Source organism: Roseibium aggregatum IAM 12614, assembly GCF_000168975.1.
Lineage (GTDB): Bacteria > Pseudomonadota > Alphaproteobacteria > Rhizobiales > Stappiaceae > Roseibium > Roseibium aggregatum.
The window spans coordinates 26109-46151 of record NZ_AAUW01000025.1 but is presented as its reverse complement, the minus strand read 5'-3'; the positions used below and the strand labels follow the sequence as shown (position 1 = coordinate 46151).

General features: G+C 55.9%; 19 protein-coding genes, 1 tRNA gene and 2 pseudogenes. 9 read left to right on the top strand and 13 right to left on the bottom strand.

All coding sequences use genetic code 11. The annotated features are described in order from the left end of the window. Positions 1–108 precede the first annotated feature (108 nt). The 9 genes from yacG to SIAM614_RS26545 all read right to left on the bottom strand — a co-directional run bounded on the left by yacG (position 109) and on the right by SIAM614_RS26545 (position 5190). Positions 109–312: a DNA gyrase inhibitor YacG gene (gene yacG, locus SIAM614_RS26585; protein ID WP_006939344.1), complete on the bottom strand. Its 204-nt coding sequence runs from the start codon at positions 310–312 to the stop codon at positions 109–111. Between the two features lie 87 nt (positions 313–399). Continuing rightward, positions 400–1026 (bottom strand): Maf-like protein, encoded by a 627-nt coding sequence (locus tag SIAM614_RS26580; RefSeq protein WP_006939342.1) that lies wholly within the window; start codon positions 1024–1026, stop codon positions 400–402. A gap of 43 nt (positions 1027–1069) precedes the next feature. Next, positions 1070–1288: a translation initiation factor IF-1 gene (gene infA / locus SIAM614_RS26575; protein WP_006939340.1), complete on the bottom strand. Its 219-nt coding sequence runs from the start codon at positions 1286–1288 to the stop codon at positions 1070–1072. Positions 1289–1405: 117 nt separating this feature from the next. Beyond that, the gene (locus SIAM614_RS26570) at positions 1406–2020 is read right to left on the bottom strand and encodes a GNAT family N-acetyltransferase (protein WP_006939336.1); all 615 of its coding nucleotides are present in this window, start codon (positions 2018–2020) and stop codon (positions 1406–1408) included. A 15-nt stretch (positions 2021–2035) separates the two neighbouring features. Then, positions 2036–2488: an arsenate-mycothiol transferase ArsC gene (locus SIAM614_RS26565; protein WP_006939327.1), complete on the bottom strand. Its 453-nt coding sequence runs from the start codon at positions 2486–2488 to the stop codon at positions 2036–2038. Between the two features lie 5 nt (positions 2489–2493). Further along, positions 2494–2997, bottom strand: a complete 504-nt coding sequence (locus SIAM614_RS26560; RefSeq protein WP_006939326.1) for a UPF0262 family protein — start codon at positions 2995–2997, stop codon at positions 2494–2496. A 30-nt stretch (positions 2998–3027) separates the two neighbouring features. After that, the gene (gene hisD, locus SIAM614_RS26555; protein WP_050789503.1) at positions 3028–4335 is read right to left on the bottom strand and encodes a histidinol dehydrogenase; all 1308 of its coding nucleotides are present in this window, start codon (positions 4333–4335) and stop codon (positions 3028–3030) included. 42 nt (positions 4336–4377) lie between these two features. Next, on the bottom strand, positions 4378–4815 hold the full coding sequence (locus SIAM614_RS26550) for a DUF2948 family protein (protein ID WP_006939324.1): 438 nt from the start codon (positions 4813–4815) through the stop codon (positions 4378–4380). Positions 4816–4962: 147 nt separating this feature from the next. After that, positions 4963–5190, bottom strand: coding sequence for a hypothetical protein (locus SIAM614_RS26545; protein ID WP_006939323.1), 228 nt, complete (start codon positions 5188–5190; stop codon positions 4963–4965). 135 nt (positions 5191–5325) lie between these two features. Between SIAM614_RS26545 and SIAM614_RS26540 the strand changes: the two genes are divergently transcribed. After that, positions 5326–5814 (top strand): DUF3124 domain-containing protein, encoded by a 489-nt coding sequence (locus SIAM614_RS26540; RefSeq protein WP_006939322.1) that lies wholly within the window; start codon positions 5326–5328, stop codon positions 5812–5814. Between the two features lie 204 nt (positions 5815–6018). Here SIAM614_RS26540 and murA read toward each other — a convergent pair whose 3' ends face one another. The 3 genes and pseudogenes from murA to SIAM614_RS26525 form a co-directional block, all read right to left on the bottom strand. Beyond that, complete coding sequence (gene murA, locus SIAM614_RS26535) at positions 6019–7308, bottom strand: UDP-N-acetylglucosamine 1-carboxyvinyltransferase (protein ID WP_006939321.1); 1290 nt, start codon at positions 7306–7308, stop codon at positions 6019–6021. A 438-nt stretch (positions 7309–7746) separates the two neighbouring features. Beyond that, a complete protein-coding gene (locus SIAM614_RS26530) occupies positions 7747–7929 on the bottom strand; it encodes a hypothetical protein (RefSeq protein WP_006939319.1) in 183 nt (60 codons plus the stop codon). Positions 7930–8013: 84 nt separating this feature from the next. After that, positions 8014–8205 (bottom strand): annotated as a pseudogene (locus SIAM614_RS26525) (integrase core domain-containing protein); the annotation flags it as partial. A gap of 974 nt (positions 8206–9179) precedes the next feature. Between SIAM614_RS26525 and SIAM614_RS26520 the strand changes: the two are divergent. After that, positions 9180–9254, top strand: a tRNA-Thr gene (locus tag SIAM614_RS26520). A gap of 84 nt (positions 9255–9338) precedes the next feature. Next, a complete protein-coding gene (locus tag SIAM614_RS26515; RefSeq protein WP_006939312.1) occupies positions 9339–11042 on the top strand; it encodes a site-specific integrase in 1704 nt (567 codons plus the stop codon). Between the two features lie 204 nt (positions 11043–11246). On the opposite strand, the pseudogene SIAM614_RS26510 reads toward SIAM614_RS26515, so the two are convergent. Continuing rightward, positions 11247–11768 (bottom strand): annotated as a pseudogene (locus tag SIAM614_RS26510) (integrase core domain-containing protein); the annotation flags it as partial. 477 nt (positions 11769–12245) lie between these two features. Here SIAM614_RS26510 and SIAM614_RS26505 point away from each other — a divergent pair. The 6 genes from SIAM614_RS26505 to SIAM614_RS26480 all read left to right on the top strand — a co-directional run bounded on the left by SIAM614_RS26505 (position 12246) and on the right by SIAM614_RS26480 (position 19866). Then, a complete protein-coding gene (locus SIAM614_RS26505) occupies positions 12246–13127 on the top strand; it encodes a glycosyltransferase family 2 protein (protein ID WP_006939310.1) in 882 nt (293 codons plus the stop codon). Continuing rightward, entirely contained in the window at positions 13127–14179 is a 1053-nt protein-coding gene (locus SIAM614_RS26500; RefSeq protein WP_006939309.1) for a glycosyltransferase family 2 protein, read from the top strand. The genes SIAM614_RS26505 and SIAM614_RS26500 overlap by 1 nt, the downstream gene beginning before the upstream one ends. Before the next feature lie 10 nt (positions 14180–14189). Beyond that, complete coding sequence (locus tag SIAM614_RS26495; protein ID WP_157140111.1) at positions 14190–16721, top strand: glycosyltransferase; 2532 nt, start codon at positions 14190–14192, stop codon at positions 16719–16721. A 601-nt stretch (positions 16722–17322) separates the two neighbouring features. After that, the gene (locus tag SIAM614_RS26490) at positions 17323–18273 is read left to right on the top strand and encodes a glycosyltransferase family 2 protein (protein ID WP_040441227.1); all 951 of its coding nucleotides are present in this window, start codon (positions 17323–17325) and stop codon (positions 18271–18273) included. Next, a complete protein-coding gene (locus SIAM614_RS26485) occupies positions 18260–18922 on the top strand; it encodes an acylneuraminate cytidylyltransferase family protein (protein WP_006939306.1) in 663 nt (220 codons plus the stop codon). The genes SIAM614_RS26490 and SIAM614_RS26485 overlap by 14 nt, the downstream gene beginning before the upstream one ends. Continuing rightward, positions 18919–19866: a phosphoglycerate dehydrogenase gene (locus SIAM614_RS26480; protein WP_040441225.1), complete on the top strand. Its 948-nt coding sequence runs from the start codon at positions 18919–18921 to the stop codon at positions 19864–19866. The genes SIAM614_RS26485 and SIAM614_RS26480 overlap by 4 nt, the downstream gene beginning before the upstream one ends. The last annotated feature ends 177 nt before the right edge of the window (positions 19867–20043 follow it).

Genomic DNA, 20043 nt, shown 5'->3' with positions numbered 1-20043 from the left:
TCTGGAAAAGGGGTTTGGATGTGCCTGGGCCTGCCTGCAACACAGACATGACCCGGCATCCATTTCGCCGCTAAACAGTCTTGCAGGCTCTCATGGCCTGCAAGGTCCTCAGGAGCGGTCTTCGTCTGGAAAATTGCTCTCGTCGATATCGTCGGTCTCCACCACCGGAATGGTGTAGCCTTCGGAGAACCAGCGGTTCAGATCGATCTTGGCGCAGCGATCGGAGCAGAAGGGATAATTGTCCGGCGTCGACAACTTCGAGCAGATCGGACAGGGACGCATGCGCCGTTCGGGTTTCTGGCTTTCGGCCATTTCAGTCTCCGGATTTCGGCCTCTAACCAACTGCTGAAAAGCAGCCGGCAATGGGGTGTCGGCTTGCCGAGCGCGGTGCCGGCAGCGTCAGGCTGCCGCGGTCGCCCAGCCCTGATGGACAGGGTAACCGGCCGAACTCAGCAAGTTTGCGGTTTCCACCAGAGGCAGCCCCACCACCGCCGGATAGGAACCGACCAGCTTGACGACAAAACTTCCGGCAAGGCCCTGAATGGCATATCCGCCAGCCTTGCCCCGCCACTCGCCCGAGGAAATGTAGTCGTCCATGTCCTTACGCGTCAGACGCTTGAACCGCACACGCGTTTCGACAAGCTTGGAGCGGACCTTGCCGTTTGCCTCCGCAACCGCCACCCCGGTGAACACCCGGTGGCCACGGCCGGACAAGAGGGACAGGCACATCAGCGCCTGATCGGTCAGTTCCGCCTTGGGCAGGGCCCGCCGGCCGACCGCAACCACGGTGTCGGCAGCCAGCACCACACTGTCCTGCATGGCTTCGGACGCATCGGCCATCTGGCGAACGGCCTCGGCCTTTGCCCGCGCCAGGCGCAGCGCAAGGCTGCGCGGCGTCTCATGCTTTTTCGGCGTTTCGTCGATATCGGCCGGCAAAAGGTGATCCGGCTCCAATCCGATCTGCTGCAGCAGCGCAAGGCGGCGCGGCGAGGCGGAGGCCAGGATCAACTGAGGGGCATTGGTCATTTAAGAGCGAGCCTTGCAGCCGGGGTCACCTTGAAAGATCCGCTTACTTGAAGCGGTAGGTGATCCGCCCCTTGGTAAGATCATACGGGGTCATTTCGACAAGAACCTTGTCGCCCGCCAGAACGCGGATCCGGTTCTTGCGCATGCGCCCTGCCGTGTGGGCAATAATTTCGTGATCATTTTCCAGTTTTACGCGGAACGTCGCATTCGGCAACAGTTCTGTTACGACGCCCGGAAACTCCAGAGCTTCTTCTTTGGCCATTTGATATCCTGAATAAAGCGGGCCCTGCCCGCGGGTGCCCGGGAAACTAACGGATTAGGGAACGAAAGTGAACCTTTCTTTCCATCGCCATGCAAAGAAACTGCCAATTTTCCAAGCTCATCGCGCGGAAGCCGTCTCCTGCAGCCGGCCACGGTCGCCAAAGCTGTCTCCCCGAACCTGGTTTCGCCATTCGTCTTCCAGAATGGCGTAGTAAAACTCTTCGTCCCAGCCGCCCTTGAAGCGCGCATGTTCGCGGAAATGGGCCTCGCGGCGCATGCCCAGGCGTTCCATCACTTTCCAGGAACCCATGTTGCGGGCGTCGCAGCACGCAAAAATGCGGTGGAGGCTGAGGTCCTCGAAGCCAATCTTCAAAAGCGCTCCGGCAGCCTCTGTTGCATAGCCCCTGCCCTTATAGTCCGGGTTCAGGGAAAAGCCGATGGTGCCCTGCAACGCCTCTTCACTGGTGATCCGAAGCGAGGCATCGCCAATCAGCCCCGGCGCTTCCCTTCGTTCGATTGCGAAGGCCAGCGTGCCCTCGCCGCCGAGCCGGCACATTTCCACCCACTCGGTCAGCTTCGTGCGAATCTCTTCCAGGCTGCGCGGTTCCCAGAAATGATACCGCGCTGTCTCCGGCAATGACTGATAGGCGTGAAGGGCTTGCGCATCACCAGCCTCCAGAGGCCGCAACATCAGGCGCTCCGTCATCAGCGGCGCCGTGATTTCAAACTTCATTCCTGTCCTCCGGCATCAGCCGCTCGGCGGCGGCGTCCAGTCGAGCCGCTTCTTGATACGCATCATCAACTGGTCGCGCACGGCGCGGTATTCGTCAAGGATCTGCTCGCGGCTGCCGGTGGCGAGCGTCGGGTCGAGAGTCGGCCAGTATTCGACGTCGACTGATTCCGTCCGCGTCATGTCGAGCGCCTTGTGGTGAGCTTCAGGCGCCAGCGTCACGACGAGGTCGAAGCCGGACTCGTCCAGATCTTCGAACGTCTTGGGAACGTGCTTGCCCATGTCCACACCGATTTCGGCCATCACGGCGTCCACGAAGGGGTCGACCTTGCCGGACCGCACGCCGGCAGAGCGCACGTAGACCTGACCCGGGAAAAGTTTGGCTGTCAGCGCTTCGGCCATGGGCGAGCGTACGGAATTCATTCCGCAGGCAAACAGGACCGCACTCGGACGCATGCCCGGCCCGGACATATCCGTCAGCCCTTCCAGTGCAGGGCGTAGACAAGGGTAAACAGCCGGCGCGCCGTCTGCATGTCGACCTGGATCTTCCCTTCCAGCCGTTCCATCAAAATGGCAGAGCCTTCGTTGTGAACACCGCGCCGGCCCATGTCGATCGCCTCGATCTGGCTCGGCGTCGCGTGACGGATCGCCTCGTAATAGCTGTTGCAGATCAGGTCATAGTCCTTGACGATCTTGCGCAGCGGAGACAGCGACAGAACGTGGGTGACGACTTCCTTGTCGTCATCGGTCCTGATGCGCAAAACCAGCTTCTTTTCGATCACCGACAGGTTGAGCACATAGTTGGTGGGCGGATATCCGACCGGCTGGAACGTGTTTTCCTCAATCAGGTCGTAAATCGCGACCGCGCGGTCGTGTTCCACTTCCGGAGTCGAGCGGGCGATGGAGGCTTCGTCCAAAACCACGTCGACCAGCTTGCCACCGGTTTTCTGCGGTTCGGGATCCGGGTGCGGTTCGCTCATCTGGTCGAAGCCTCTTGTTCAAGTCGGGAGCTATAAATTCAGCCTGATGGAAACAGAGCGCGCGTGCGCCGACAACCCCTCTGATTCACCAAGGGCGATTGCCGCCGGCCCGAGCTGACGCAGGTTATCCGGATTGCATTTCAGGATCGAGGTGCGTTTGACGAATTCCAGCACGCTCAACCCGGATGAGAAGCGGGCAGACCGCGCCGTCGGCAACACGTGATTGGACCCGCCGACATAATCGCCGATGGCCTCCGGCGTATAGTGCCCCAGGAACACTGCGCCGGCATTGCGCACCTTTTTCAGCAGGGCCTCGGGATCGGCGACGGCCAGCTCAAGGTGCTCCGGGGCGATCCGGTTGGCGAGCGGCATTGCTGCCTCCAGATCGTCGACCAGAATGATAGCGCCATAGTCTTGCCAGCTCGCGCGGGCGACATCCTCGCGCGGCAGGGTTTTCAACTGGGCTTCGACGGCAGCTTCCACCTGGCTTGCAAGGTCTTCGCTGTCGGTGATCAGGATAGACTGGGCGGCGGTGTCGTGCTCGGCCTGGGCCAGCAGGTCGGCTGCAAGCCAGTCGGCATTGTTGCCGCTGTCGGCCAGGATCAGCACTTCCGATGGTCCGGCGATCATGTCGATGCCAACCGTGCCAAAGACGCGGCGCTTGGCGGCCGCCACAAAGGCGTTGCCCGGCCCGACGATCTTTGCGACCGGGGCAATGGTCTGCGTTCCATAGGCAAGGGCCGCGACGGCCTGTGCACCGCCAATGCGATAGATTTCCGTGACACCGGCAATTCTGGCAGCGGCCAGCACCAGCGGGTTCAACACCCCGTCCGGGCTCGGCACCACCATGACGATGCGTTCCACGCCCGCAACCTTGGCCGGCACAGCGTTCATCAGAACGGAACTCGGGTAGCTGGCAGTGCCGCCGGGCACATAGATGCCGACGGCTTCGACAGCGGTCCAGAGCGACCCGAGTTCCACGCCGATGGGATCCGTGTAGCGGTCGTCCTTCGGCATCTGGCGGGCATGGTGGGCATGGATGCGGTCGTGAGCGAGCTGCAGGGCGTCCAGCGTCTCCTGCGGAACCTTTGCAAGCGCGGCGTCAATTTCCGTGGCGGAAACCGTCAGTTCGGCCATGCTCTCAGCCTGCAGCCGGTCGAACCTTGCCGTGTAGTCGAGGACTGCCTTGTCACCTTCCGTGCGCACGCGCTCCAGAATATCGCGAACGATCTGGTCGACATCCTCCGACACTTCCCGTTTTCCGGAAAGCAGAGCCTTGAACTGGTCTTCGAAACGGGCGTCGTTGATGTTAAGGCGTAGAACCACGCAATTCTCCATCGTGTGCGGTGCCGGGCACCGTCTGTCATTCCGTGAGGGCAGTCAGCTGAGGTCGTGCTGCGGCAGGTTCGGCGTGGACCAGGCAGCTCCAAGGTCCGACAGTTGCGCCTCGATGCAATCCACCTCAAGCGCGAGGCTGCCCCCACCTGCAAAGGCAAGCTGGATGGTGCCGGCGGGCTCTTCGCCCGGCTCAAAGGTGACGGCGAGCAGTTCCAGAACGGCGCCCTTGGCCTTCTGGTTGATGTTCTGCGCCTTCATGGCCTTTACCTGCGCAAAGGCCAGCGCCGTACGGCGGCGCTCGTGTTCCTTCGATCGCTTGTCGGCTTCCTTGTCCCACACAAACCGGTTCATCACGAACACGGCCTTCTGCTCCTTCGGCAGGTAGCGGATATCCGCGACGGTAATCACGGCGTCCTGCAGATGGGCGGAAAGAACCTGAAGGTCTTCCTGGTCAAGGGCGGCAAGTTTCAGCTGATCCATTTGCTCTTGTTCTGATCCGGTCATGCGTTGTCTGGCAGGACGCATATAAGCGATTTTCTGCCCGGTCCCAAGGTTGTGCCTAATGGGGAATAAGAGATTTGGCAATCTCCAATGCCGCGAAACGTGCCTTGCGGCAACATGGCGTCTTCAAGGACCTTCATCCACCCGCTGGCGCAAGTCCGCCTTGATCTCGTCCAGCGTTGCAATCCGCTTGAAGATGCGCCGGCCAAACCAGAGCCCGAAGACGAGCAAGAAAAAGCCGAGCGACGGCCCGTAGGGCGCCGGAACAATGACCACGGCGAACAAGGCCGCAAAGCGAAGGCAAGCTGGATCAGGAAACGGATTGTCTGTGCATTCATGCAGTCGCTCCAACATCGTCCTTAAGGCTCTTCCGGCGCTGACGAATGACAACCAGCCCCCTTCCGTCTTGCAATCAGGGCACGCATTCAGGAAAGTGACGCCAGAAGATCAGGGCCACACCCTAACACCACTCAAACGCATGGGCACGTGATGCTGAAACGATTGACCTGCCTCGGCCTGCTGGCAGGTAGCCTGGTTCTCTTCCAGCTGCCGACACAGGTTCAGGCACAGGATTTCACCGAAAAGGTGCTCGGAGAGACCATCTACGTGCCGGCCTATTCGAGAGTCTTTTCCCATCCGAACCGGTCGGACCTGCTGGCGGCAACGCTCGCCGTCCACAATGTCGACCCCGAAACCACCATAACGCTTCAGCGCGTCGATTATCACAATGAAGACGGCACCTTGCTGCGCGAGCTGCTTGAGACGCCTGTGGAGCTTGCGCCCCTGCAGTCGAAAACCGTGCTGATCCCCATCAACGACACCTCCGGCGGCGTCGGCGCCAATTTCCTGCTCGTGTGGTCGTCGGCAAGCCCTGCCCTCAGCCCTATCGCCGAGGCTATCATGACCAGCGGCAGCGGCGGCCCGGGGCCCTCCTTCACTTCGCGCGGCCGGGTGATCGCGCGGCAGGAGGCGAAGTAGCTATCAGGGCCTCAAGGTATTCGGGAACCACGGGCTTCTTCGCCGCCCACCGCTACCAGGTGACTTCATCGGCAAGAAGCGTCATGCCCACGCAGCAAATGGCAGGGACGCTGGCCCAGAAACCTGAAGCGTTTCTCAGCAGATTTTAGCTAGGGTCTGGAATCCAACCCGCCCCGACCTCTACAACGCTAATCAAAACCTTGATCAGGCGGAGATGCGCTCGATCTTCGCGCCGCAGCGGGTCAGCTTGTCTTCCAGGCGTTCAAAGCCACGATCAAGGTGATAAACGCGGCTGACCGTCGTTTCACCTTCCGCAGCCAGACCGGCAATGACCAGTGATACGGACGCTCGCAGATCCGTTGCCATCACCGGTGCACCGCGCAGCGTCGCAACGCCGTCGATCGTTGCCGTGCGGCCATCCACGTGGATCTGGGCGCCGAGACGGGCCAGTTCCTGCACGTGCATGAAACGGTTTTCAAAGATGGTTTCGGTGATCCGGCTGGTGCCGCCGGCCTTTGTCATCAGGGCCATGAACTGGGCCTGCAGGTCCGTCGGAAAACCCGGGAACGGTTCGGTGGTGATATCCACCGGCTGGATGCCGTTGCCGTTGCGGTAAACCTTGATGCCGTCAGCGGTCTGCGTGATGTCTGCACCAGTCTGGCGAAGCGTCTCAAGCGCCGTTTCCAGAAGGTCCGAACGGGCGCCTTGCAACAGAACGTCACCGCCGGTCATGGCAACAGCCATTGCGTAGGTTCCGGTTTCGATCCGGTCCGGAACAACCGCGTGATGCGCACCATGAAGGCGCGGCACGCCCTGGATGCGGATGGTCGACGTGCCTTCGCCCTCGATCTTCGCGCCCATGGCCTTCAGGCATTTGGCAAGGTCGACCACCTCCGGCTCGCGCGCGGCATTGACGATTTCCGTCTCGCCGCTGGCCAGCGTTGCCGCCATCATGATGGTGTGGGTTGCACCGACGGAAACCTTCGGAAACTCGACGCGAGCGCCCTTCAGCCCTCCTGGAGCCTTGACGATCACATAACCGCCGTCAATCTCGATTTCGGCGCCAAGCGCGGCCAGCCCGTCGATGAAAAAATCCACCGGCCGCGTGCCGATGGCACAGCCGCCGGGCAGCGAGACGCGCGCCTCATGGCTGCGGGCAACCAGCGGGCCGATCACCCAGAAGCTGGCACGCATCTTGGACACAAGCTCGTAAGGGGCGGTGGTATCGACGATTTCACGGGCGGTCAGGTTCAGCGTCTGCCCGGCAAGGTCGTCCTGGCCGCTGCGCTTGCCGTTGACCGAATAATCAACCCCGTGGTTGGACAGGATCTGCATCAACTGGGCAACGTCACGCAGGCGCGGCACATTGGACAGCGTCAGGGTCTCGTCCGTCAGGAGCGATGCGATCATCAGCGGCAGTGCCGCGTTCTTCGCGCCGGAAATCGGAATGACACCATTCAGCTCCGCACCGCCAACGACCTTGATACTGTCCATGTTTTTCCCCGAACAAAACCGTGCAGAGCGCACGGCCATCCCTTTGCAAACGTCAACAAACTCACATCAAACGTGCGGTCTACACGTAACTTATGGCCCATGCAAGGCAGGCAACAGGCCGCGTTTGGGCAATTTTCAGATCAGGGTATGGCCTGCCAAATGAAGACGGAATGGCAAGGAAAATGTCAAAACCGCATTAAAAAGTGGCGCAAAGCAGCCTCTGTTCCCGATCAAGCACGCCGACGACACGCAAGGACCCCATTTTCATGTCCTTCGGCTTTGAACGGACCAATCCTCTATCGGCGTTGCAAAAGCTTTCAAACGGGTCACATTTCCCGCACTTCCGCAGCTTGAGGACGACCAACTCGCATCAAATCATGCTATCTTCATTCACCGCCTACCGGAAAAGCCCCCACGTTTTGTCAGGCTTGGCGTACCTCAATCGGCATCCCTGTCCTTTGCGGCAGACTTGCGTCGCCGCAGATTGGCCCTCAAGGCTTCCGCCAGCCGGTCTTCCCGGGACTTGGCAGCCGCTTTCTCAGCGGACTTTTCACCGCGCTGTTTCCCAGGTTTCTCGCCCGTTTTTACCGCTGACTTTTTCTGCTGATCTTCGTCGCCCATGGCGTGCTCATCTGGTGATCTCTCGGTCCACCTGTCTAGCAAGCAGCCCGCAGCTTGCCTAGGTGTGCTTTCCAATGAGTTTGTTCACTGCTTGAGGGTCAGCCGAGTGATCGGTGTCTTGAAGTTAATGCCGCCGTGCGGGCGTTGGCAATTGTAGATGCCGAGCCATCGCGGCAGTGCAGCGTTTCGTTGTTCAGAGGTCTTGTACGGAACTCCGTAAGCCCACTCCTCCTGAAGAGTCTTGATGAAGCGCTCCGCCTTTCCGTTGGTTTGAGGCGGATTGGTCTGCCTCAAGGCGCGGAAGCGCAGGAAATGTTGCTCATTTTCAAGCTTTCGCAACTCCGAGGAAGACCAATCCGGTCAAATCCGAAGGACGTGGAAATGGCTTCATTTATTGGGCCAAACTCTAGATGCACCGCCATTCAAGAAGAAGACCTGGTAGGCGCGAGGTGCTTTACCTAAAATTCCAGAAAGGCCGAAAACGCGGTTCAACGTATCGCTTCCGCATTCTCCAAACAGACCGATCCCTCCAAATCCGCCCAACATGAAAACGACCTCACCACGCTTCGGAAGCGAGCTTGACGGAGCATAGGGCTCCTCCGCCCCCGGCGTTCCTGCTCCCTCTCGAGCCTTCGCCGTATCTTATGGCACTTAGGTCTTCACCTTTATATTCATGCTCAGGTTTCCATTCGGACTTCATCAAGGGATCTCGCAGTTCCTCAATGGCAGACAGGTTGCTTTGTTGTCTTAAAAACCAAGCAATCACGCCTCTCCATTTCCAACAGGCATTTGCCTTTTGCCCCACGTAGTCTGCCGTACATTTGTCTGCGGACAGCCGGCGCGTCTCGTATCGGCCCCATCGTCTTACATCACCCCGCTTTGCGCCAGGCCGCGTTCCCCAAAACGCAACCTCTGTTTCATAGCCATCGCATCGGTTAGCTCCTCTCACCCAAGCCCCCCGCCCCACTCCTCAACATCACCGACCGGATTGCCAAATATCCACAAGCGAAAAGCGCCTGAACCCAGCAGCTTGGCGGCCTGATCCGGTCAATCCCCAACGCTTTCTTCGAAGGCCTGAAAGGACACCGGAAAAAAATCCCAAATCACCGCTTGCGTCCCAGATGCTCTTATGGCAAAAGCCCCCTCATTCCGGTCGGCATCGCTGATCGGCACCAGCACTTGCGTCTTGCAAATCAGGCTTTTTCAAGCAACCAGCCAGACGCCGCGCCTGTCCCAAAGACAAGCCAGATGCTGCCGTAGCTCAGGGGTAGAGCACTCCCTTGGTAAGGGAGAGGTCGAGAGTTCAAATCTCTCCGGCAGCACCATCAAGACCTCAATGAAATCAATAACCTGTTGAAACAACAGGGCTTATCTATCCGCCTGTTCCATTGGACTGTTACAGTGGAGCTATGGAAAAGATAGCTGGACACACCCGCTTGTACCGTCGCGGTGCAACGTACTATCACCGCGCTGCAATCCCTCAGGACATTAAAGCGACCTATCCCAAGTCAGAGGAAACATTCTCGCTGGGGACCAAGGACTACCAAGAAGCCCTTCGGCGCGTCCGCGAGGAGGCGGTTAGGGTTGATCGCCGGTTTGACGAGCACCGGCTGGAGCTTTCCAAGTCCGCTCAGCCTGTCCTTGAAGAGCTCTCAGAGGCACAGATCAACCTCATTGGCGACATCTACTACGCCAACCTTCTGGAAGAGGATGAGGCTCTTCGAGAAGAGGAATTCGATTCCAAGTCCTTCGAGGAGCATGCCGACGACATCGTAGATCTTGGAGGCATCAATCGGTACGCCTATGCGCGTGGAGAAGACACTGAAGGCTTTTTCAGGGATGAGGCGGAAGAGGTTCTCAGCTGGACTAATGTTGACTTAAAGCTCGCACCAGAGTCGCCCAGCTGGCGGAAGCTCATCAGGAAGCTGCAAGCTGTCACCATCAAGGCCAATGAAGGGAAGGCAGCCAGAAACCGTGGCGATGTCGTCGAGACGCCCATAGTGCCAACTCAGCAGGTCTCGAAGCCCAGCGCGGCACCAATGCTTTCTGCGGCAATCTCGGATTGGATCCGGGAGAAGTCCCTCGCCTCTTGGGGTGAGAAGACTGCTGACGATCATCGTATCTGGGCGGACCGGTTTATGCTGATCGCTGGCGACCGTCCACTGGATGACTATGCGAAGGCTGATGGAAGGGCTTTCAAGGAGGCACTGCTGAAGCTTCCTCCGAACTGGACCAAGCACCCCCAGCTCAAGGATTTGCCTATCACAGAGGCCGCTACAAGGGCCTGTGAGCTTCGCCTGCAGCCGATGAGCATCACCAACTACAACAAGGTCGTCGGCTTTGTCTCGGCGTTCTGGAACTGGGCTGCAAACAATTTCGACGAGGTAGAAAAGAACCCACTCCAGGGGCTCAAGCTCCGCAAAGAGGCAGCTGCATTCGAGGAGCGAGACTCTTTCACTGCTGATCAGTTGTCCCGGATCTTTCAGGCTCCACTCTATACTGGCTGCAAGAACGCGAAGGCGTGGCGGACCAAAGGCACGCACATCCCGAACAACCTTGGTCTATACTGGGTGCCGTTGCTGTCCCTGTTCACTGGAGCCCGGTCTGGTGAGCTTATCCAGCTCTATGTGAGCGACATCAAGACGGAGAACGGAGTTACCTTCGTCGACATCAACAAACTCGAAGACGACAAGAGGTTGAAGACCAAGGGCTCCCGAAGACGGATTCCAGTTCATCAAGCCCTGATTGATCTCGGCTTCATGAAGTTCGTTGATCACTGCAGAAGTGAGAAGCGTACACGTCTCTTTCCGGAGATGGTCAAGGGCAAGGACGGCTACTACTCATCACCTTTCTCGCGGCAATTCAGGCGCGTTCTGGAGAGCGTTGGAGCGAAGACTAGCAAGAACACCTTCTACAGCTTCCGACATTCCTTTGAAGACGCCTGTCGTGATTCCGGTGTCCCCCGAGATGTCATGTATGCCCTACAGGGGCATGAAGACCCCGGCATGGGTGATCGGTATGGCAGCGGGTACGCGGTCAGTGTTTTGAACGAGCACCTTCAGCGCGTGTCTTACCCCGGAGTGGACCTGTCAAACCTAAGGGCATTAGAATGACTTTCAGAGAGGATCCGGTCGTCTGAAGCCTCACGTAGCCACTTGGATTAGCCGCATCTCTACGTCTAAAACTCATCTATTTTTACCTATTAATTTCAATCAGTTAATCAAAGTTTTCCATAATGGGGGAAGGATACAAGTATCAAAGCCCCCCATATTGGAGAGAAGCGAAAGCGATTGACGTGCTCCCCCGATTGTCAGCGTTTATAAGTTAGCTCTGTTCACGTTGAGGTCCGTTATGGACTGGGTTGCAAATTCGTATGGGGTGAGCCCGTCAAGGCTCGTGTGTGGTCGGTTCAGATTGTAGTCGATCCTCCAGTCTTCAATGATTTTTCTGGCGTTGCGATAGGTGCGGAACAGGTGCTCGTTGAGACATTCGTCTCTCAGGCGCCCATTGAAGCTTTCGACAAAGCCATTCTGCATCGGTTTGCCCGGCGCTATGTAGTGCCATTCCACGCCTCGGTCCTGCTGCCATTTGAGCATGGCGTTTGATGTGAGTTCGGTGCCGTTATCGCTGACGATCATCAAGGGGTATCGACCACGACGCTCTGCGATACCGTCCAGTTCTCGCGATACCCGGGCTCCGGAGATCGAGTTGTCGACCACCGTTGCCAGACATTCGCGGCTGAAGTCATCAATGACACACAGGATTCGGAACCTGCGCCCATCAATCAGGGCATCGGAGACGAAGTCGAGAGACCAACGTTGATTGGCGGCTTGGGGCAAGGGACGGATCCTCGATATCATCTTCGTTGAACGGTTGTGGCGAACGCTGAAATACGCGTGCGTTTTTCCATACGCTTGGGAAACCGATTCAAAGACCAGGGCCAGTATACGAAATTGGATGGACTTTTTTTGAACGCAAGCCTACGCACTTCGTCCTTGGCGTCGGCCGTTGACAGCGAATTCAACAAAACCTACCCGGCAGCAGGCGCAAAGAGTAGCTTAAATTACGCGCAAACATGTCCAATGGATTGGGGATTAGCTCAAATCCACCCTTTTGTTTCTAGATGCCAGCTGACAGCATAACACTGCCTACTCGAAAGGTCGGAAAGTCCTAAATTTTTAGACGGCAATACTGCCTGTGTCACACAGGTCAGCTTAAAACGAAGATGGCGAACGGTACGCCTTTACTTCCAGTGACAGTTTGATATTGGTCTGTGGCAGGTTAGAAAGCCGATACAGAATTTCAAAGTTCAATACATGCAACCGACATTGAGCATCATAATCCCTTCCCACAATAGGGTCGAGCAACTACGCTCTCTCGTAGATCGCTTTCGAAAAATGATGACGGAACTAGACGCGATCAACAACGTAGAGTTGGTCGTGGTCGATGACGGTAGTACCGAACGTTTCTTCAATGAAACCTTCAAAGACGTAATTCTATTGCGGAACGCGACCTGTTTAGGTGCCCCGGCATCTAGAAAACTCGGATTTCGGCGCTCCACAGGAAACTACGTACACTTTCACGATTCTGACGACGACATTTCCGACGATTGGTTAGAAGGCATTCTCAACAGGATCGCAACAACACAATTCGACTTCCTTTTCACTCCACGCGTGGCTCGAACGGCGAGTGATGTAATTGGCAAACTCGAAGAACCAAAAGCTCTTCAGTCACTGTTGTCACTACCGCTTTCGTTAAAGAATTATTTGTCCTACGAAAATTGCGTAGGCCCATTAGGTGCCGTTACATTTTCGAGACGCGCCGTAGCAAAAATGAGTTTTCCTTCGCTGGCATCTTGCCAAGATTGGCATATGTATTGGGAGGCGTTGCAAAAAGACAGTGTATTAATTTATGAGCCAAGAATTTGGCTTGTCTATAATCGGACAGGACTCAATAGAATTTCTTCATCGACTGACCGGAAACGAGCGGGTTTCAATGGCGTAACGAAACTCACGTGCAAAGATCAGAGAAAACGGGTTTTAGTAAATTTTTATCTTAATTTGGACTTTGACGTAAAAAGACAGTTAAACAGCGCACCGCTTAAGCGCTTAATCCACGCCGTTTTGCGTCCGGTTATCTTGGAACTTGCTAGAACCCCCACGCTGGACAAGTTGCTGTTTGGACGAAGCTCATCCTAATGAAAATATCTGATAAATCAGGTTCAAATACCCATAACGGCAAAGACCATATGACGACAATGTTCTCTATTATCATTTGCACATACAACCGAAGCGACATTCTGAGCATTTGCATAAATAGCATTGCAAGACTAAATAAAAATCAAACTTTTGACTACGAAATACTTATTATTGACAACAATTCTAAAGATGCAACGCAGAAGACAGTGCAAGATTTTTTTTTAACGCTCCCTTCTATTCAGCGAAACAAGTGGAGCTACCATCTCGAGAAACTTCAGGGTTTGTCCAACGCTCGGAACAGAGGTGTTTCTGAGAGTAGAGGCAATTGGCTGGTCTTTTTAGATGACGAGTGTGACGTTGATGCCGACTGGTTAGATCGACTCTATTGTGTGATTGGTCACAAGTCGCCCGTCATGGTGGGGGGGCCCTATCGTGGAAAGTATTTACCCGAAATAGACAAACGACACTACGCCAAAGGTTTTCTCGAAAAGTACGGAGACAGCTACCACATCCGCGACGATTGGCAGGAGCGCTGGCTTTCAAAGCCTGGTCTCTCAGGTGGCAACATGGCAATCCGGCGCGATCTACTTAAAAAAGTAGGCACATTCGACCCCAACTTCGGCATGAGTGGATCAAAGACAAGATACGGCGAAGAAACCGAATTGCAGCTGCGAATACTTGCACTATGCCCGAATAACAGCATCTACTTTAGCCCGGATCTTGAATTAATACACTATATTCGACCGGAGAAAACTGGGCTGCTGGCGAGCTTACAAAGCTGCATTCAACGCGCAAAAAATGTCGCAAACCTGCAGCGATCCCACCCGCAATACGCAAGCTCTTCGTCCAATTTATTGTTGTTAAAGTTATGGATTTTGGTTCGTAGAAGCTTTGAGCTAATTATATTTGTTGCAGTCCAGTTTCTTAAAGCGGGAGTAAAAAGAGCCCCCATCTCTCGCCCATGCTACGAAGTCATATATAGCGGAAAATTGCAGGCTTTGGTCCAGGTTGCCTTCTCCGTCGTTGACATTATTCGCCACAATCGACCTTAGGAAGTTTGATTTGAATTCTGCGATTTGTACAATTGTTGTGCCAGCTTACAATGCTGGTTGTTTTTTGCGCTGGACGCTTGATAGCATTGTCGCACAGACGACGAAATCCTTCCGCTGTATCGTCGTGAATGACGGATCAACCGACGACACCCGAGAGATCGCAGAAGAGTTCGCGCGGCGCGACAAACGCATTCAGATTATAAACCATGGCGCCAACTCGGGGCTTTCGGCGGCCCGCAACACGGGCCTGCGCGCAACAACCTCACCATTCGTGTGCTTTCTGGACGCAGACGACCTGATGATGCGAGACAGTCTCGAACTGCGCCTAGCACCGTTGCTTGAGTGTGACGACGAGCACGTGATCGGAAGTTATTGCGGCAGCGTCACAATCCGCGAAGACACAGAAAAACCCCCAAGAAGCAGCTCCTGTATCTTGAAGCCGGTCGATTTTCTCAACACCGGAACACGTTGTCCGTTCAACGCGAACCAGCCACTCTTTTTTGCGGACAAGCTCTGCCGACTTGGCGGCTTCAATGAGAAAATGGTTCAAGCCGAGGACTATGAATTCTGGATGCGCTCCCTACGGGCCGGCTATCGCTTCGTTGCCGTTAAGCGTCACGCCGTAACCTACCGAAGCAGAAGCAGAAGCATGATCCGCCAACAGCCCTTGAAACATCTGGATATTGCTATTCAGCTGAACAAGGCATCTTACATGGACCTGCCGGCTCAGACTTCCTTTGATGCTGATATAACCACCTATACAAAAAAGTGGCCAGTCTATCGGCAACAAGCCGATCTTGCGGGACGAATATTGTCCTTTGTGGGCATGGAAGCAGCCAGAAGGAACCAGGCGGACAACAACGCAGACCTGAACGACCTCGGCGTGATGCTGCGCACGGAATTGCCTGACCTGCATCAAGTTCTGAGCCGGAACGACATCAGGCTTCATCTGAAGACCGGCGTAGCCCGTTTTCACACTGAGCCGCAAAAGAGTCTGGAAATCAATTTTCCGCAGACAACGGCTTTGCTCGAACGCCTCCTGAAAACGGCTCTGAAGGCCCCCCTGCCCTCCAAAGTCGACTCATCCAATACCACATTTCCTTTCACTGATTCCGTCGAATTCAGCGGCTGGAACCTAGGTAAGACCCGACAACCCAGTATCGTCTTCCTTTTGCAGAAGGATTACCACCTAGAAACTCTGGCGCCTGTACTCAAGCACCTCACCACCCGAAACATCGACTGTCACGTCGTAGACCTGTCAAGCCACTGCGGTGATCGTTTTCTCAGGTCCAAAGCGGTAGAGTTGGATATCCCACTCATTGGATTAAGCCCTTTCATGCTAGGGCTCTATGCACCGAAGGTAATTGTTGCCCTCAACGACTGGGATCCATCTGTACGAGCAATTTTCGGTGCCGCACAAGCCGCAGGGATCAAGACAGCTGCGATCGTAGAGGGTATCCAGGACTACTGGGACGCAGACATCAACCGAGACCGAGGCGCTTACCGCATGGCAGATGCGGTCCTTCTTCCCGGCAGTTTTGACAAGCGGTATTTCTCCGACAGTAAGCAGGAGATCCATGTTTGTGGCTTGCCGCGCATTGCGGAGATGAGGTCTGCTCCTCCCCTCCCACTGCCGTCCATCCCGCGAGTGCTCATAAATTCAAACTTTAGCTATGGCGTGCTGGTTGAACATAGAGATGCCTGGCTGACGCAGGCGGTCGAAGCCTGCGAACAGGCAGGACTCGACTGGGTTATTTCCCGGCACCCTGCCGATCTTGGCACGCTACACCAGGACAAGGTGACCCCCGAGACCTTCGATGCGGCGACGCGCAACAGCACGGTGGTCGTGCAACGGTTTGCATCCGGTATACTAGAAGGCCTGGCCCACGGACGGCAGGTCATCTATTTCAATCCCCACGCGGAACAGGTCGACAAGTTCAAGGACCCAATGGGGGCCTATCCGATCGCCGAGACCACGCAGGAGTTGGCCCGCCTTCTTGAAAACGCACCCGGCCTGGCAGAGCTGCATAGGCACGCTTGGCCTGGCTTCCTGGATACGCATTGCGCAAACAGAGAAGGCGTGGAACCTGCCATCGCGATCGCCCGGACCCTCGGCGATCTGTTCGATCAGGTAGAGACGGCGTCTCAAGCCAACGAGTGGAGGACCAATCTGCGCGCGGTCGACATGTTCTCTAGGTCCATGTTTGACACCCGGAAGATCTTGGCGAACATCAGGCCCACGTTCGGCCGGAATACCGGCAAGGTTGAACGCCGGGAAGGGAGGTTCGCCGACGTCCTGATGAGCAGCTCCGTAAACACAATCGTCACCCGATCCAAATTGAAGCTTATCGTGGAGGCCGAGAAGCGCCAGCGTTCCGAAGGGGCCTCCATCAGGAACCTGCACAGGAAAAATCTTCGGGAAGTCCTTCTTCATATCGATGATCATCTCGAGATTTTTTATCACAAGACAAAAGACACTCGGTTGATCGGCCCCGTGATCAGGCAAGCCTCGCGCATCTATGACCATGTCTTCAAAAAATGACGAGACTGCGGGATGGCCGCTAGCATGATGCAAGGCGGCGACTGGTGCAGACCAATAAATTGGCTCTCACTGCTACATGACGCTTCTACAGACCGGGCAACGAGGTGTTCCTCGACAACTACCCCTGCCCCATGATCCGGGCCATTCAAGCTTTGGAACCGTTAATCCAAAGGCATGATCTGACGGGTGTGGCTCACCAGCGCAGGCAAGTACATAGCCTCGGATATTGCCGGCCTCCCTTTCCGATCGCACGTGAACATATCTGCTACTGATCCGGCGCCAGGACTTTATTCTCCCAAGTTCTGACACGACCTGGTGATGAAACCGGGAGTATGTACGCACCTCCTCGCAACGCCTTTTCCAAGGGCCAGTTATTCACAGGGGTACGACACGAACTGTATCTTCGTTGGACAGCAGCCCAGTCAACCGAAACAAGACGACTTTCACTGCTAGATTATTGATTAAAACGTTGACTTTGCCCCCGAATTCAAGACTGGACAAAACACGATCCGTTCGGTATCAAAGCCTAGAAAAGAGGTGATATCCACGCGACGGTGCACTTAACTCATTTCCCACTATCAAGTAAATCAGAAAGCTTCTGATGCGTATAAGTATCGTAATACGTACCCTCAACGAAGCCAAATACCTTTCAGACCTCCTGGAAATGATCGACTCCCAGGAAACGTGCTTCGAAAGCGTTGAGGTTGTTCTGATTGATTCCGGTTCGACTGACAAAACGGTTGAAATCGCATCAAGCTTCGGCTGCCGTATCACCTACATTACGAGACAGGAATTCTCTTTCGGACGTTCGCTCAACAGGGGGTGTGAGTTCAGCACCGGCGACATTCTGGTATTCATTTCGGGACACTGTATCCCAGTCGATAAGCATTGGCTTCAAAATCTCTGCCAGCCGATTGTGGACGGCAAGGTTGTCTATAGCTATGGCCGGCAGATTGGCGACGACGACAGCAACTACAGTGAACGGCGAATTTTCGCCAAGTATTTCCCTGCTCACTCTTCGGTTCCGCAAGACGGTTTCTTTTGTAACAACGCAAACTCCGCTGTCCTTCGCACAGCGTGGGAACAACACCTGTTTGACGAGGAACTGACCGGTCTTGAGGATATGGAACTTGCCAAGCGCCTCGTCGCTGCAGGGTCCAAGATCGGATATGTCGCTGAAGCGCCCGTCTTTCATCACCACCAGGAAACCTGGGCATCTGTGCGTCGCAGGTTTGAGCGTGAGGCTATTGCTCTGCGCATGATCATGCCCGAAGTGCACCTGTCCAAGATCGACGTGCTGCAGTGCATCGTCAGGAGCGTCTACGCCGACTGGCGGTCCGCGATGCGCAACGGAATATCCTCGACCGGTCTTGGCGACATGCTGCGCTATCGCTGGTGCCAATACTGGGGTTCCTATACCGGGAACCATGAACACCGTATTCTTTCTCAGGCAGCCAAGCAGCGTTTTTTCTATCCACAAGTGAGTAAAAAGGCAGAACAAGATGAGTGGCTCAAGCCGATGCGTCGCCCTTCTCCCAATGAAGGCAAATAGCCAGCGGGTAAAGGGCAAGAACTTCCGTCCGCTCAACGGCAAGCCTTTGTTTCGCTGGATCCTCGATTCCCTCCTTTCGCTGGAAGAAATCGACCAGGTTGTCATCAACACCGACGCCCGAGACATCCTTGCGGAAAATGGGCTGGTTGAGTCCGAACGGGTCGTTATCCGCGACCGCAAAGCAGAGCTTTGCGGCGACACCGTCTCTATGAACCTGATCCTTGCCGACGACATCCATAACGTGCCGGCTGAGACCTATCTGATGACGCACACCACCAATCCGATGTTGTCCAGCGAAACCATCCGCACTGCACTGGCAAGTTACCAGGAGGGGGTCACCAAAGGGACGGCAGACTCTCTTTTCACAGTCAACAAAATCCAGACGCGCTTTTACCGTGCGGACGGCAGTCCTGTGAACCACGATCCGGATAATCTCATCCAAACCCAGGATCTCGAACCCTGGTACGAGGAAAATTCCAACCTCTATATCTTTTCCAGCGGAAGTTTCGTTGAAACGAGTGCCCGCATTGGCAAGAAACCGATCCTGTTCGAAATGCAGAAGCTTGAGGCGGTCGACATCGATACACTCGAAGACTGGATGATGGCCGAAGCGGTCGCGAACATGCGGAAAAAACAGGAAGCAGCATGACAAGAGATGTAATCGTAACCTGCCCGCCCATGCTTGGGCAGCTTGACCGATTTACCGATTTCGCAGCCGAGAAGGGGCTAACGCTTCACCCTGCCAACACGACGCAGGTGCTCAGTGAGGACGAACTCTGCGAGCTGATACCGCAGTACGACGGCTGGATCATCGGGGACGACCCTGCGTCGAAGCGCGTTTTCACCGCAGCCCGGAACGGCAAGCTGCAGGCTGCGGTCAAGTGGGGTATCGGCACCGACAACGTCGATTTCGATGCCTGCAAGGAGCTGGGGATTCCCATCATCAACACTCCGGCGATGTTTGGCAGCGAGGTCGCGGATGTGGCAACCGCTTACGTCACCAGCCTGGCCCGCAGCCTGTTCGTGATCGACCGGGGCGTTCGGGCCGGTGGCTGGCCAAAACCCGCAGGTATCAGCCTGGCGGGCAAACGCGCCGGAGTGATCGGCTTCGGCGACATCGGGCACAAGACGGCCTCGCGGCTTCAAGCGCTCGGCATGAAGGTCTGCGTGTACGATCCCGGCATCGGCGGTGACGGCGGTCTTCACGGGGTAGAGCGCGCCAACTGGCCGGACCGTATCGGGGAACACGATTTCCTCGTGTTTACTTGCGCGCTGACCAAGAGCAGCTACCATATGCTCAACGCGAAAACGCTCGCGGACTGCAAGGAAGGGGTCCGCATCGTGAATGTCGCCCGCGGTCCGCTGATCGACGAAACAGCCCTGATTGCTTCACTGGAAAGCGGTCACGTCACGTCCGCCGCGCTGGACGTGTTCGAAGTCGAGCCCCTGCCGCAGGACTCTCCGCTTCGCAAATTCGAAAGTTGCATTTTCGGGTCGCATAACGGGTCGAATACGGTGGACGCCGTAATCAGGGCAAGTCACGAGGCCATAATGAGGCTGGAAGGGTTTTTCCTGGAGACAGCGGCTTCCTGATTGCATTTTCTCTTTGGCGTTGACTGGTTCCACAGGGGCGGTGAACGAAGAGAAACCTGCATGGCAGTCAAAAAACAGCGGCACTAATAACAGCCATTTCCAAAGCAGAATCTGGATTGGAGCAGGTTGGTGCCTGTGCCGTTGTTGCCTAGGTGTGGAATTCAAAGAGTTTGTTCA